Annotated in this window: 13 protein-coding genes; 5 read left to right on the top strand and 8 right to left on the bottom strand. The window is 76.5% G+C overall.

The genetic code is table 11. The annotated features are described in order from the left end of the window. Window positions 1-3 precede the first annotated feature (3 nt). On the top strand, window positions 4-1050 hold the full coding sequence (sepH, locus tag GL259_RS28665) for a septation protein SepH (RefSeq protein ID WP_159536184.1): 1047 nt from the start codon (window positions 4-6) through the stop codon (window positions 1048-1050). Between the two features lie 54 nt (window positions 1051-1104). On the opposite strand, the gene GL259_RS28660 is transcribed toward sepH, so the two are convergent. Continuing rightward, a complete protein-coding gene (locus GL259_RS28660) occupies window positions 1105-1956 on the bottom strand; it encodes a sulfurtransferase (RefSeq protein ID WP_159536183.1) in 852 nt (283 codons plus the stop codon). Between the two features lie 327 nt (window positions 1957-2283). Between GL259_RS28660 and GL259_RS28655 the strand changes: the two genes are divergently transcribed. Then, on the top strand, window positions 2284-3084 hold the full coding sequence (locus GL259_RS28655) for a VOC family protein (protein WP_159536182.1): 801 nt from the start codon (window positions 2284-2286) through the stop codon (window positions 3082-3084). A gap of 252 nt (window positions 3085-3336) precedes the next feature. Continuing rightward, the gene (locus GL259_RS28650; protein ID WP_159536181.1) at window positions 3337-4212 is read left to right on the top strand and encodes a PhzF family phenazine biosynthesis isomerase; all 876 of its coding nucleotides are present in this window, start codon (window positions 3337-3339) and stop codon (window positions 4210-4212) included. A gap of 98 nt (window positions 4213-4310) precedes the next feature. Here the strand turns inward: GL259_RS28650 and GL259_RS28645 are convergent, their stop codons facing one another. From GL259_RS28645 to GL259_RS28620, 6 genes are read right to left on the bottom strand one after another with little or no spacing between them, the layout of a single operon-like run. After that, complete coding sequence (locus GL259_RS28645; RefSeq protein ID WP_159536180.1) at window positions 4311-4757, bottom strand: cytidine deaminase; 447 nt, start codon at window positions 4755-4757, stop codon at window positions 4311-4313. Between the two features lie 14 nt (window positions 4758-4771). Continuing rightward, entirely contained in the window at window positions 4772-5956 is a 1185-nt protein-coding gene (locus tag GL259_RS28640) for a VWA-like domain-containing protein (RefSeq protein WP_159536179.1), read from the bottom strand. An 11-nt stretch (window positions 5957-5967) separates the two neighbouring features. Continuing rightward, a complete protein-coding gene (locus GL259_RS28635; RefSeq protein ID WP_159536178.1) occupies window positions 5968-7173 on the bottom strand; it encodes an AAA family ATPase in 1206 nt (401 codons plus the stop codon). After that, on the bottom strand, window positions 7170-9020 hold the full coding sequence (locus GL259_RS28630) for an ankyrin repeat domain-containing protein (RefSeq protein WP_159536177.1): 1851 nt from the start codon (window positions 9018-9020) through the stop codon (window positions 7170-7172). The genes GL259_RS28635 and GL259_RS28630 overlap by 4 nt, the downstream gene beginning before the upstream one ends. Continuing rightward, on the bottom strand, window positions 9017-10150 hold the full coding sequence (locus GL259_RS28625) for a gala protein (protein WP_159536176.1): 1134 nt from the start codon (window positions 10148-10150) through the stop codon (window positions 9017-9019). Before GL259_RS28625 ends, GL259_RS28630 begins: the two co-directional genes overlap by 4 nt. Further along, window positions 10150-10374, bottom strand: coding sequence for a hypothetical protein (locus GL259_RS28620; RefSeq protein WP_159536175.1), 225 nt, complete (start codon window positions 10372-10374; stop codon window positions 10150-10152). Before GL259_RS28620 ends, GL259_RS28625 begins: the two co-directional genes overlap by 1 nt. Window positions 10375-10697: 323 nt before the next feature. Here GL259_RS28620 and GL259_RS28615 point away from each other — a divergent pair, with 323 nt between their 5' ends. Together GL259_RS28615 and GL259_RS28610 are read left to right on the top strand one after the other, a co-directional pair. After that, on the top strand, window positions 10698-11522 hold the full coding sequence (locus GL259_RS28615) for a hypothetical protein (RefSeq protein ID WP_159539049.1): 825 nt from the start codon (window positions 10698-10700) through the stop codon (window positions 11520-11522). Between the two features lie 109 nt (window positions 11523-11631). Next, complete coding sequence (locus tag GL259_RS28610; RefSeq protein WP_159536174.1) at window positions 11632-11964, top strand: putative quinol monooxygenase; 333 nt, start codon at window positions 11632-11634, stop codon at window positions 11962-11964. Window positions 11965-12069: 105 nt separating this feature from the next. Here GL259_RS28610 and GL259_RS28605 read toward each other — a convergent pair whose 3' ends face one another. Continuing rightward, on the bottom strand, window positions 12070-12951 hold the full coding sequence (locus GL259_RS28605; protein WP_159536173.1) for an endonuclease/exonuclease/phosphatase family protein: 882 nt from the start codon (window positions 12949-12951) through the stop codon (window positions 12070-12072). Between the last annotated feature and the right edge of the window lie 266 nt (window positions 12952-13217).

Below are 13217 nucleotides of genomic sequence, written 5' to 3'. Positions count from 1 at the left end.
CCCATGCCCGAACTGCGTGTCGTGGCCGTCTCGAATGACGGCACACGGCTGGTGCTGAAGGCTGCGGACAGCACGGAGTACACGCTTCCGATCGACGAACGGCTCCGCGCCGCCGTGCGCGGCGACCGTCCCCGCCTCGGCCAGATCGAGATCGAGGTGGAGAGCCACCTCCGCCCCCGCGACATCCAGGCGCGTATAAGAGCCGGCGCGACCGCGGAGGAGGTCGCGCAGATGGCCGGCATCCCCGTGGACCGCGTGCGCCGCTTCGAGGGCCCCGTCCTCGCCGAGCGCGCCTTCATGGCCGAACGCGCCCGCAAGACCCCGGTCCGCCGGCCCGGCGAGAACTCCGGTCCCCCGCTGGGCGAGGCGGTTCAGGAGCGGCTGCTGCTGCGCGGCGCGGAGAAGGACACCGTCCAGTGGGACTCCTGGCGCCGCGACGACGGCACCTGGGAAGTGCTGCTGGTCTACCGGGTGGCGGGCGAACCGCACTCGGCGAGCTGGACGTACGACCCGCCCCGGCGGCTCGTCCAGGCCGTCGACGACGAGGCGCGCTCGCTGATCGGCGAGTCCGACGACCTCGCCGCGCCCGAGCCCAGCTTCCCGTTCGTGCCGCGCATCGCGCGGCTGCCGCGCGACCGCCCGCTGGACCGTTCCGGCGACCGCGAGCGGCCGAGCCTGCCCGCGCAGGCGTCCGAGCCCCCCGAGGAGACCACCGCCACGGCCTCCGGCGAACGGGACTCGCTGACCAGCCTGCTGGAGGCGGTGCCGAGCTTCCGGGGCGACCTGGTCGTCCCCGAGCGGGCACCCGAGTCCGACCCCGAGGAGCCCGACACCGAGCCCGAGGCGGAGGAGCCGCCGGCTCCCGCGGCCTCGGCCGGCTCCGCCTACGCGGACGTGCTCATGCCCCGTTCGGTCGGCAGTCACCGGGACCGTCTCATCGGCGCCACCGACCGTCAGGCCGAGGCGGACGGCGTCCGGCCGGGCCGCCGTGCGGCGGTGCCGAGCTGGGACGAGATCGTGTTCGGGACGCGGCGCAAGAAGCAGGAGTAGCAGGAGCGGAAGGGGGCGTTCACCGTGTGGTGAGCGCCCCCTTCCCGTTTCCGGCTACTGCGGGTCGGGACCCACCGCGACCGGACGCTCCGGGTCCGACGACCACTCGGACCAGGAACCGACGTACAGCGCCGCCGGGATGCCCGCGACCGCCAGCGCCAGCACCTCGTGGGCCGCGGAGACGCCCGAACCGCAGTACACCCCGACCGGCGTGTCCCCGGACACGCCCAGCCTCCCGAAGCGCGCGCGCAGTTCCCCGGCGGGCAGGAAGCGGCCGTCCGGGCCGACGTTCTCCGTCGTGGGCGCCGAGACCGCGCCGGGGATGTGCCCGCCGACCCGGTCGATCGGCTCCACCTCGCCGCGGTACCGCTCCCCCGCGCGCGCGTCCAGCAGCACCCCCGAGCGGGCCAGCGCGGCCGCGCCGTCGGCGTCGAGCAGCCCGGCCGCCGACGGCACGGGGACGAAGTCGCCCTCGGCCGGTGCCGGCTGCGAGGTCTCCAACGGCCCCTCCCAGGACGGCAACCCGCCGTCGAGGACCCGCACGTCCGGGTGACCCGTCCACCGCAGCAGCCACCACGCGCGGGCGGCGCCCCAGCCCATGCCCCCGTCGTAGACGACCACCGGTGTCCCCGACGACACGCCCGCCCGTCGCATCGCGGCGCCGAACTCGGCGAGACCGGGCAGCGGATGGCGCCCGTGCACGCCCGGCGCGGACGCCAACTCCCTGTCCAGGTCCACGAAGACGGCGCCGGGCAGGTGCCCGGCCCGGTACGCGGCCCGTCCGTCGAACGGCGGCTCACCGGCCGCCCTGGCCGTGCCGAGCTGCCAGCGGACGTCGAGCAGCACCGGAGGGTTCCCGGCCGTCAGTTCACGCGCGAGCTCGGATGCGGAGATGGTGGCGTTCATGGCCACCATCCTCGCGCACGGGGTGGCCGAGCCGCCCGGGTGCGGCTACTCTGCTCGGCCGGACGGCCCCGGTCACGACGCGTACAGGACCGGGCACATGCTGTACAACCGATCGACACCCGTCGGCCAGCGCGCCGGAAAGGACGACGACCCGCGTATCGGGCATCCTCCGGGAACAGGGTCCGTCGGCGGGCGCGTCGCACGGGAGCACGCGGACCACGGCCGGTGGGACCGGCACGGGGACGTCCCGCGGAGCGGACGCGGCACGCCCCCGCCGGGGCCGAGAAGAGCACGGCCACCGCGAGGGCGGCCGAGAAGAGAGTGACGATGACCGACGCACGGGGGTCCGCCCGCCCGAACGGCAGGGCGCCGCACGCTCCCGGCACACCGTGCTGGGTGAGCCTGATGGTGCGCTCGCCGGCCGCGACCGAGGAGTTCTACGGAGCACTGTTCGGCTGGGAGTTCCGGCCCGGCCCCCGGCAGCAGCCCGGCCCCTCCGTGCGCGCCCTGCTCGGCGGAGGCGAGGTGGCCGGCATCGGCCTGCTGCCGCCGGACCGGCATCTGCCGGTCGCGTGGACGCCCTACTTCGCCTCGGCCGACGTGGACCGGACGGCCGAGGCCGTGCGGTCGCGCGGCGGCACGATCGGGGTGGGTCCGCTGGACGTCGCCGGCACCGGGCGGCTGGCGATCGGCTCCGACCCGTCCGGCGCCGTCTTCGGCGTCCGGCGGGCTTCCGCGCACCTCGGTGCCGCCGTCACCGGCGTGCCCGGCACCCCCGCCTGGCACGAGCTGACGACGTTCGAGTCGGCGACCGTGGCCAAGTTCTACGAGACGGTGTTCGGTTACGACGAGGAGCCGGTGGTCTCCGCGGACTTCGACTACGTCACCCTGCACCTGGACGGCCGCCCCGTGGCCGGCGTCCACGGGGCGGGCGGCGCCGTGCCCCGGGACCGGGGGCCGCACTGGACGACGTACTTCACCGTGACCGACACGGACGACGCGGTGGACCACGTCCTGCACCTGGGCGGCCAGGTCCTCACCCCGGCCCGCGACGGCGTCCGCGGCCGCACCGCCGTGGTGGCGGACCCGGAGGGGGCGCGGTTCGCGCTGCTGCAGGGCCCGCGTTGACGCGCGGGCTCCCGGGGGCCCGGGCAGGCCCGCCGACGGCACCGGAGTCCGGGCGGGAACTCCCGACGGCTTCGCGTCGAGCGGGCCGACGGCACGGACCGGTCGCGGTCGCAGTCCCGGTTACGGTTACGGTTACGGTTGCGGTCGGCGGCATCACGCCGGGCTCGGGGGTCCCCACGGCCGGGATCTCCTCGGCCGGTGTCCCCGGCGCGTCCGGGAATAGCCGTGCGTCCGCCCCCTGTTGCCGCGAGCATGACGACGAACGCGCCGCGGCCCGAGGTGCTGCGCTACACGGCCTTCTCCAGCACCCCCGACGGCGGGAACCCCGCCGGTGTCGTCCTGGACGCCACCGGTCTGGACGACGGCGACATGCTGGCCGTCGCCGCCGAGCTCGGGTACTCGGAGTCCGCGTTCCTGACCGCGCCCCCGGAGGGGCTCGGCGGCCCGGAGGGACGGGCGTACCGCATCCGTTACTTCAGCCCCAGGGCCGAGGTGCCGTTCTGCGGGCACGCCACCGTCGCGACCGCCGTCGCGCTCGCCGAGCGGATCGGCCCCGGGGAACTGCTGTTCGCGACGCGCGCCGGCACCGTGCCGGTGGAGGTGACCGAGGAGGACGGGACGGTCAGGGCCACGCTCACCAGCGTCGAGCCGCACGTCGAGGAGATCGCCGGTGCCGACCTCGGGGAGGCGCTCGCCGCGCTGGACTGGCCGGCCGCCGACCTCGATCCGGCCTTCCCGCCCCGTGTCGCGTTCGCCGGCGCCCGCCACCTCGTCCTCGCGGCGGCGACGCGCGCCCGCCTCGCGGACCTCGCGTACGACTTCGCGCGCCTCGAGGCCCTGATGCACCGTCTGGACCTGACCACGGTCCAGTTGGTGTGGCGGGAGTCGGCCACCGTCTTCCACGTCCGTGACCCGTTCCCCGTCGGCGGCGTCGTCGAGGACCCGGCGACCGGTGCCGCGGCCGCCGCGTTCGGCGCGTACGCCCGTGAGCTCGGCCTGGTCCCCGGGGACGCCGTCCTCACCCTGCACCAGGGCGAGGACCTGGGCCGCCCCGGCGAGCTCACGGTGACGCTGCGCGCGGGCGACCCGCGCGTCCGCGTCGGCGGCGCGGGGGCCCGCATCGGCTGAGGCGTCCGCCGGGACGGCGGTGCGCTCGCGGAGCGTCCCCGTCGCGTGGTCGCCGGCGCAGCGCCGGGGAACGCCCGCCCTGTCGCCGGCCGGCGGTGTCAGCCCGTGCCGAGTGGCGGGGTCCTGTCGGCACCGAGCTGGTGGTCGGCCCAGACGTAGCCTTCGGGCAGCAGGTCGGTGACGGGGACGGTGCGGAGGCGGTCACCCTCGCCGACGACGACCCCGAGGGCGGGAAAGTAGTCGAGGAGGACCTGACGGCACCGGCCGCACGGGGGGACGACCCCCCGGTCGCGGTCGCCCACGGCGACGATCGTGTCCAGCTCGTAGGCGCCCTGGGCGGCCGCCGCCCCGATGAGGACCAGCTCGGCGCAGGGGCCTCCGGTGAAGTGGTAGGCGTTCACCGCGGTGACGATCCGGCCGTCCCGGGCACGGGCCGCGGCAGCCATGGTGTGGTTGTCGCCCCGGCAGCGGGTGCGGGCGACATCGGCCGCGGCCCGGACGAGTTCATGGTCGACGGGGCGGGTCTGCGGGGGCTGCGGGGTCATCTTCTCCGCCTTCGTCAGGTGGGGATCCGCACCGTCTCCACCCAGTGCGGGGGGTGCGGTGCGTCGGGGCCGATCAGGGCCGCGATCAGGCGGCAGGACGGGGTCTCGTCGGGCCAGGGCGTGAATCCGTCGGTGAGGACGACGACGACGGCCGGGCGCTCCCGCGCCGCGAGCGCGGCGTCGATCCCGACGCGCAGGTCCGTGCCGCCTCCGCCGCCGAGGGTGATCTGCTCGGTGGCCGTCACCCGGGACACGGCGTGCACGTCGGCGTCGCAGGCGAGGACGGTGACGCGGTTGCCCCGCACGCCGACCTCGCGCAGCACGCCCGTGACCTCGCCCAGGGCGGCCGCGAGTTCCGCGTCGCCCATCGAGCCCGAGGTGTCGACGACGACCGCCACCCGGGGCAGCGGGCGGCGCAGGCTCGGGAGGACGACGCCGCGCAGCGCCGGGGTGCGGCGCGACGGGCGGCGGTAGGTGTAGTCGACGGCCCCGCCGGCCCACGCGGCGGCCTCGCGGACCGCGCCAGACAGTGCCTGGCGCCAGTCCACCGTGGGTTCCAGGACCTCCTCGGCCCAGCGCCGCCAGCCCGCGGGCAGGGTGCCGCGGGCGCGCTGGTGGGCGCGCATCGCCTCGGCGGTCTGCCGGCGCAGTGCCTGGGCCTCGACCTCGCCCAGCCGGGCGGGGCCGGCGGATCCCGGGAGCTCCCAGGGCGCCGGGCGGCCGTGGGCCCCCGATCCGCAGTCGCACTCCCGTACCTCGGGGGGCAGGTGCGGCAGGTACGCCTCGAACAGCTGCCCGTCGGGCAGGCCGAGGAGGCGGGGCTCGACGCGCCCGGCGGGCAGGCGCAGGCCGTCGGCGAGGAGGTCGTCGTTGATCTCGCAGTCCTGGGCGACGTTGACGCGGTGCCGGTCGCGCTGGTCGGCGGCGGGGAGCCGGTCGGCGCGGCCGTGGTGGTCGCGCAGCAGGTGCGCCGCCTCGTGCACCCAGACGCCCGCGAGTTCCTCCACGGGGGTCGCGTCGACGAAGGCGGGCGAGACGTAGCAGCGCCAGTGCCGGTCGACGCCCATCGTCGGCACGTCGGGGCAGGGCACGACGGTCAGGGCGTACAGGGCCGACGCCAGGTAGGGGCGGTCGCTCGCCGCCCGGTAGCGGGCGGCGAGCAGCTTGGTCGTGTCCAGGGCCTCGCGGGACGTCGTCATGCCCGCCGGCCTCACCGGCTGCCGGGCAGGGCCCCGGACATCCGCAGCAGGTCCAGGAACCCGTCGATGCCGGGGGGTACGGGCCAGTCCGGCCGGCGCATCGCCGCGAGGTCGGTGGCGGCCCGGGCGGCCACGTCCGGTACGCCCGCGTCCACCGCCTTGGCCAGCACCGTCCAGCCGGCCTCCCAGCGGGGCCGGGTGGGATCGCTCTGGATGGCGGCGACCACCGCGATGAGGAAGGCCAGTTGCCGGTCGCCGCGCTCGGGCAGGGCGAACGCCCCGGGATCGGCGAGGACCCGCTCGGGGTCCGGCAGGTCGAGGTGCTCCAGGTACGACAGCAGTTCGACGCCCGCGCCGTCCCCGACGGCACCGGTGAGGGCGGCGGCCGTCGCCTCGCGGCCGGCGCCGGTCGCGTACGCCGTCGCGAGCAGCCGCAGTGCCATCTCCCAGGTCCGCGGGGACGGCCACGACCGGCCCCGGCTCTCGGCGTCGGCGGGGATGTGGTGGACCAGGCCCGGCCGGGCGGTGAGGAAACCGGAGACGGCGCCGCGGGCCCGCGCGACGGCGCCGGGCACCCTGGCCGGGTCGACCGCGGGGACGGCCGCCTCGGGCCAGGTGCCGGCCATGCCGCGCGCGACCGTGGCGGGGTCGTGGGTCCAGTCGAGGTGGACGAAGCGGTTGGCGAGCGGCGGGCTGAGGTGCCAGCCGTCCGCGGCACTGGACGGCGGGTTGGCGGCGGCGACGATGCGCACCGCGTCGGGCAGGACGAGGCTGCCGACCCGGCGTTCGAGGACGACCCGCAGCAGCGCCGCCTGCACGGCCGGCGGCGCGGAGGACAGTTCGTCGAAGAAGAGCAGGCCGTGTCCGGCACGCTTGAGCCGGACCGCCCAGTCGGGCGGGGCCATCGGCACGCCGGTCCCGGCCGGGTCGTCCCCGACGATCGGCAGCCCGGCGAAGTCCGACGGCTCGTGCACGCTGGCGATGACCGTCTCCAGCGGGAGGCCGAGTCCGGCGGCGAGCTGCTCCAGGCCGGCCGACTTGCCGATGCCCGGTTCGCCCCACAGCAGGACGGGCTGATTGGCCGTCACGGCCAGGGCCAGCGCCTCCAGCCGGGGGTTGGCGGCGGGCTCGGTGCGCCGCGCGCGCAGCCTGCGGACGAGGTCGTCCGCGGCGGCCAGCGGGCCGGGTGCGGTACGGGGGGTGGGGACGGTGTTCAAAAGGGCGCGTCCTCGTCGTCGTGTCGGTCGGGCTCGCCGTGCTCGTCGGGCTCGTCGGGCTCGTCGGGCTCGTCGGGCTCGTCGGCGTGGTACTCCTCGCGCTCCTCCATCCACTCGTCCCACCACTCGGCGCCGACGCCCGGGTGTTCCTCCCGTACGCGCTTCCGCAGGAAGGCCAGGTCGGAACGCTTGTACCGGCGGATGGTCTGGGCCAGCGAGAGCTCCGACTCGTCGACCACGTCGATGCGGGCGCCGGCGGCGAGGAGTGCCTCCACGAGGGCCCTGGAACCGCCGTCGCCGACCGCCACGTACAGCGGTGTGCGGTTCCGGTCGTCCCGGGCCTCGAGGTCGAGCCCCTCCGCGAGCAGCCGGGGCAGGAGCAGCTCGTGGTCGACCAGGTGCAGCACGTGGAGCAGCGAGCGCCCGCGGGCGTCGCGCACCCGGGGGTCCACGCCGGCGTCCAGGAGTGCGAGCACGCCGTGGGTGTCGCCGTGCTGGGCGCGCAGGAACAGGTCCTGTCGCTGGGCGCGCAGGGCCTTCGGCAGCCGGCCGCTCCCCGACGCCCACGTCTGCTGGACCGCGAAGCACCCGGTGACGGCGCCGCCGAACGCGCGCAGGGCCCGCTCGCGCTGCTGCTCCTCGTCGCTGTGCGGCATGTGGAGCAGACCGCCCGGGCGGAAGCCCACCTCGTGCCACTCGCCGCGGCAGCGCACCCGGACGGGCGCGGGGACGGCGGGACCCGGAGGGCCGCCGGTCCCGGCGGGAACCCGGAGGGCGGGCAACAGCGCCTCGCGGACCAGCGGATGCAGGTGCTCCGGCTCGACTCCGCCGACGCGCAACAGGTCGAGGTCGGGGAGCCTGCGCCAGAGCGCTTCCGCGAGGAAGGGCACGCCCTTGGCCTCGTCCCGGCCGACGGCCCTCGCCCGCAGTCCGGCGCGGCCACCGGGGGCCGCCGGCTGCAGCAGGACGTACGTGCGCCAGTCGCCGGCGACGAGGAAGCGGTCCCCGACGCCCTCGTCCGCCAGCCGGCGGACCTCCCGCTCCAGGCGGGTGTGGTCGAGCGCGAGCCTGCCGAGGAGCAGCTCCGGGTCGGCCCGGTACCACCCGGGGCCGGTCGGGGGCGTCAGGTCGACCTCGATCCCGGCCGCGGCGAAGGCCGCCTCGACCTCGCCCTTCTGGTGCAGCAGGGTGACCCACTCGGCCCGTGCCACCGCGTCGCCGGGGCCGGGGTCGGCCGTGGGCAGCTCGTCCGTGCGGCGCGGCCTGCCGTCGGGGTGGAGGAACGGCGGCCGTGCGCGGCCGCCGCCCCTCTCCCGCAGTTCGGCGGTGTGCCGTGCGTCCCACAGGTGCCGGGCGTACCGCCAGTCCTCGGTCCGGCTCCCGAAGACGCCGGCGGCCCTCTCGTCCGCGACCGTCCGGAACCGCAGGGTGAGGCGCTGCGGGCCCTCCAGCATCGCGGGGGTGGTGAGGTGGAGGTACGGCGTGGAGCGGGGCCCTTCGGCCGTCCCCACCGGACGGTAGCGGGCGAGGACCACGGTCCGGTCGGTGGCGAGTGTGGTCCAGCCGCCCAGCACCCGGGGCAGGTGCCAGCGCACCAGGTCCGGGACCAGGTGGCGCAGGTCGTCCTCCAGCGCGGCGGCGACGTCGGGGCCGCAGTGCTCGGCGACCTCGGACAGGTCGACGGCGACGTCCACGCCGGCCGCCGCGCACGCCCCCCGCCAGTCACCGGCCGAGCGGCGTTCGGTCGCGCGCTCGATCATCCGCCGGGGCACCGCGTAGCGGCGGATCCGCCGCCGGCTCGCCGCCTCCTCCGGTGGGAAACAGGGGAGTTCGGGGCGGGGGCTCACCGGTGGACACTTCCTATCGCGCGCAGGTCGGGATGGGCCCCGGTCACCGGCCGCAGGCGCCGGGTGAAGGACCGCTTCACCTTCCGGGGCAGTCCGGGTCCCAGACCGACGTACTCCAGCGGCGAGTCGTCCGGCACGGCCTCCAGCAGGGACTTCGCGCCCCGGCCGGTGAGTCCGGTGTGGCGCAGCTCGAGCCGGCGCAGCGGGCTGCCGGGAAGCGCGGCGGCCAGCGCGCGGGCGCCTTCGTCACCGGTGGCGTTGGCGGGGGCGCCGAGGCTCCGCTCCGACATCGGCCGTCCCAGGTCGAGCGCCTCGACACCGGCCAGGGCGCCGGCGAGGGCGCGCGCCCCGGCGGGGCCGATCCCGTTGCCGCCGAGCCCCAGGCGCACCGGCCGCCCGGAGTCGGCCGCGGCCGCGAGGACGGCGGCGCCCTCGTCGCCGAGGTGGTTGGCGGGCAGGTACAGCTCGCGCACGCCCGCCTCGCGGATCAGCGCCGCCAGCAGCCCGGCGGCGTCGGCGGTCAGGCCGTTCCCGCCGAGGAAGAGGCGTTCCACCGGGCGCGGGCGGCCGGTGAGGGCGTCGAGCAGCGCGCGCAGCCCCACGGTGGTGAGGCCGGTGTTGACCAGGTCGAGGGTGCGCAGCGCGGTGTTGCGGCGGAGCATCGCGGCGAGCGCGAGGACGCCGTCGTCACCCACCGGGTTGCGCTTGAGCCACAGGGCGCGGACGGTGCCGTCCGCCGACAGCGCGTCGGCGAGCGCGACGACGCCGTCCGGGCCGATGCGGTTGCAGCCGAGGTAGAGCGTGTGCAGACCGTGGTCGTCGGCGAGTGCCCGGGCCACCGCCGAAGCCCCCTCGTTCCCGATGGCGTTGGTGCCGAGCAGGACGTGCCGGGCGTGCGGCGAGGAGGCGGCGACGGGCATCAGGCGGGCGGCGCCGGCCGCTCCGAGCCCCTGCTTGCACAGGTCGACGCGCCCGTCCGCGCGCACGGTGCCGAGCGGGAAGGTCTCGTCGGCCTCCACCGCTCGCGCCGACCCCAACCGGGCCAGCAGCGGATCCAGGCCGGCAGGGTCGCCGATCGGGATGTCCGGGTGTTCGATCGCCGGGCAGCGCACGGGCGTCGGCTGCGTCATCACCACTCCACCGGTCCGTCGCCGGTGCCCGGCTCGCCGAGGGCGGCATCGCCCTCCGCCCGGCCAGGACGGACCGACGCCAATCGACTTTCCTCCACGACATGGGCGGCAAGACCGGTCGGATTCGAACCGACGTCCTCCAGCTTGATGCTCGGGCGCGACGACCTCTGCGCTACGGCCTTGCCGCGGAGATCATAGCCGTATTCGCCTTGTTGTTCGATCAATTGTGGACACCTCCGCCCCGGCGGGAGGACGTCGCGCAGCGGTCCGTGCCCGGCGCCGTGTGCGGGAGCCCGTGGGCGGTCGGGCCGGCGACGCCGGACACCGGCCGGTCTTCACCCGTATGACCCCGCTGTGCTGGTCACCCGGGCGGGCCGGTGGTGCGGTGGAGGGGCAAGGGGGGAGCCGCCCGGAGCACGTAGCCGCTGGGCGACCGTCCCGTTCCCAGGAGGTGCTCGTGACCACCCCCCGCCCGAACGTCCGCACGCTCCGCGCGGCCGCGGCCCGTGCGTCCGCGCCGCACCCGGCCGCCCGGCCGGCCCGTGTCCTGGCCGCCGCGCTGGCCACCGGGACGCTGCTCCTCACGGCAGCCTGCTCCGGCGGGGACGCCGGCCCGGCGGCCGGGCCGGCGACCGCCACCACCGTCGCCGAGCGGCCCCTCGCCGCGCAGACCACCACGCCCCCGTCCACGCCGTCCGCCTCCCCCACCTCGAACCTCACCGGGACCGGTGCGCGGAACGCGCTGATCACCGAGGCGGACATCGAGGACGCCTGGACCCAGGCGAAGGACCCGCGGTCCTGGCGGGACTCCCTGCTCATCGGACAGGTGGACGCGGCGGTGTTCCTCGACGGGAGGGCCGACGCCGACGTCTGCCAGCGCCTGGTCGACTCGCTCTACGACGAGACGCTGCTGGGCCGCCCGTCCGGGGCGTCGGCGCTCACCGGCTTCCAGGAGGGCGACTCCCGGCTGCTCCACCAGGTCGCCGCCTACCGGAAGGCCGACCTCGACAAGTCGATGCAGTGGCTGGGGTCGCTGCCCGACACCTGCGACCAGTTCACCCTCACCGGCAGTGACGGCGGTGACGGCGGTGAGCGCACCGTCCAGGTCGTCGAGGCGCCGCTGCCCGAGGAGGGCGACGCCCGGCAGGGGCTGACCGTGACGGTGAAGGGCACCAGCGGCGGCGGTCCCGTGACCCTCACCCTGGACGTCGCCGCGGTCCAGGTCGGCGCGGACGCGATCACGGTCACCAACGGCGGGCTCGACGGCGCCGACCACGACACCACCAGGGCCGCCGTGGAGCAGGGCACCCAGCGGCTCACGGAGGTTCTGGCCGGCCGTACGCCGCAGCCGACGCCCAGCGGCGTCGAATGAACCGCGGGGTCCCGGGCGCCCCGCCGCCGACCGGGCCGGAGGCCGGGGCGGTCCGCGAACGCCACGGCGCCCGGCGCGCCTGTGCACACAAGACCGACGAGGGAGACCGATGATCTTCATCACCGCCAAGTTCCGCATCCGGCCCGAGCACGCCGACCGGTGGCCGCAGATCGCCGCCGACTTCACCGCGGCCACCCGCGGGGAGCCGGGGTGCCTGTGGTTCGACTGGTCGCGCAGCGTCGAGGACCCGACCGAGTACGTCCTGGTCGAGGCCTTCCGCGACGACGAGGCGGGGGCGGCCCACGTGCGGTCCGAGCACTTCAGGACCGCACAGCGGACCCTGCCGCCGCACCTGGCCGAGACGCCCCGGATCGTGAACGCGACGGTTCCGCAGGACGACTGGTCGCTGCTGGGCGAGATGAGCGTCTCCGCGCAGGAGTGACGCACCGCCTCGCGGGAGGAACCGTCTCGCGGTCCGGCGGCCGCCGGGGCGGGCGCGGCGACCGGGGACGGCTCCTGCGGGGTGCCGTCCCCGGTCGCGGGCGGTTCAGCGGCCGCGCCGGTGCAGCCTCAGGTCCGCGACCACGGGACGGTGGTCCGACGCCCGCGTCGCCACCGCCTCGGCGCCGACCACGGTGATGCCGGGCGAGACCGTGATCAGGTCGATGCGCTTGACCGGGTCGACCGCCGGGTACGTCCCGCCGCCTCCGGGGGCGGCGTCCCTCAGGTGTCGCCACAGCGGCGCCAGCTCCGCGGCCGCGGGCTCGGCGTTGAAGTCGCCGACCAGGACCTTCGGTCCGCGGTCGGCGGCCAGCACCCCGAGCATGTCCGCCACCTGGGCCGCGCGGACCGAGGGGTCGGCCCGGTAGTCCAGGTGCGTGGTGTAGACGTGCACGTGCGCGCCCTTCACGTTGACCGTCACCTCGGCGAAGCCGGGCGCCGGGGCCGGCACCGGATCGGGGGTCTGGGTCGAGAGCCGGGTGATCTCGTGGTTCTCCGTCTCCAGTACCGGGTGGCGGCTCAGCACGGCGACGCCGAACTGCCGGCGCTCCCCGGCCTGGCCGGCCGGGTCCAGGTCGTAGATCGGTGCGAAGAACACCCGCATGTCCAGCTTCTCGGCCAGCGCGCGGGCTTCGTCGACGAAGTCGCTGCGGGCGCCCCAGTGCACGTCGACCTCCTGGAGGCCGATCACGTCGGCCCGCAGACCGCGCAGGGCCTCCGCGGTGCGGTCGAGGTCGAAGACCTGGTCCGCGCCGGCCCCGGCGTGGATGTTGTAGGTCGCCACCCGCAGCGGCACCGCCGGGGCCCGCGCTCCGGGGGCGCCCGCGTCCGCGGCCGTCGCGGGCGCCGCCGCGGCGAGCACGACGGCGGCCAGCACCGTCGCGGCGGCACGGCGGCCGCGGACGGGGCGTCGGGAACTGGGCTTCATGCCTTCTCCAGATCAGGGGGGAGCAGGACGGGAACAGTGACGCGGAGCACCTGACGACCCGTCAACGTCCGCACCGGGCCCCCTCCTCCGCGGCGACGTCGCGGCCCGGGAGTCGGCCACCGACGTCCTGACGCCGATTCACACGCCCCTGCATTCTGCTCCGGTGACGGCCCGTCCACTCGCGTTCCGCCGGACTCGTCGTCGTGGCGGACGGCGTCCGCGCCCGTCGGAGCAGCGCTCGTGTCCGGCGGGCTGCGGGCTGCGTG

The sequence above is a fragment of the Streptomyces sp. Tu 3180 genome, assembly GCF_009852415.1.
In the GTDB taxonomy this organism is placed as follows: Bacteria; Actinomycetota; Actinomycetes; order Streptomycetales; family Streptomycetaceae; genus Streptomyces.
This window is presented reverse-complemented; position numbering and strand designations above follow the sequence as displayed.

Coding starts and splice junctions, on each gene's coding strand:
- GL259_RS28610 (WP_159536174.1), top strand. CDS start 11,632: ATGATCTTCATCACCGCCAAGTTCCGCATCCGGCCCGAGCACGCCGAC.
- GL259_RS28645 (WP_159536180.1), bottom strand. CDS start 4,757: ATGACCCCGCAGCCCCCGCAGACCCGCCCCGTCGACCATGAACTCGTC.
- GL259_RS28625 (WP_159536176.1), bottom strand. CDS start 10,150: ATGACGCAGCCGACGCCCGTGCGCTGCCCGGCGATCGAACACCCGGAC.
- GL259_RS28605 (WP_159536173.1), bottom strand. CDS start 12,951: ATGAAGCCCAGTTCCCGACGCCCCGTCCGCGGCCGCCGTGCCGCCGCG.
- GL259_RS28660 (WP_159536183.1), bottom strand. CDS start 1,956: ATGAACGCCACCATCTCCGCATCCGAGCTCGCGCGTGAACTGACGGCC.
- GL259_RS28640 (WP_159536179.1), bottom strand. CDS start 5,956: ATGACGACGTCCCGCGAGGCCCTGGACACGACCAAGCTGCTCGCCGCC.
- sepH (WP_159536184.1), top strand. CDS start 4: ATGCCCGAACTGCGTGTCGTGGCCGTCTCGAATGACGGCACACGGCTG.
- GL259_RS28655 (WP_159536182.1), top strand. CDS start 2,284: ATGACCGACGCACGGGGGTCCGCCCGCCCGAACGGCAGGGCGCCGCAC.
- GL259_RS28650 (WP_159536181.1), top strand. CDS start 3,337: ATGACGACGAACGCGCCGCGGCCCGAGGTGCTGCGCTACACGGCCTTC.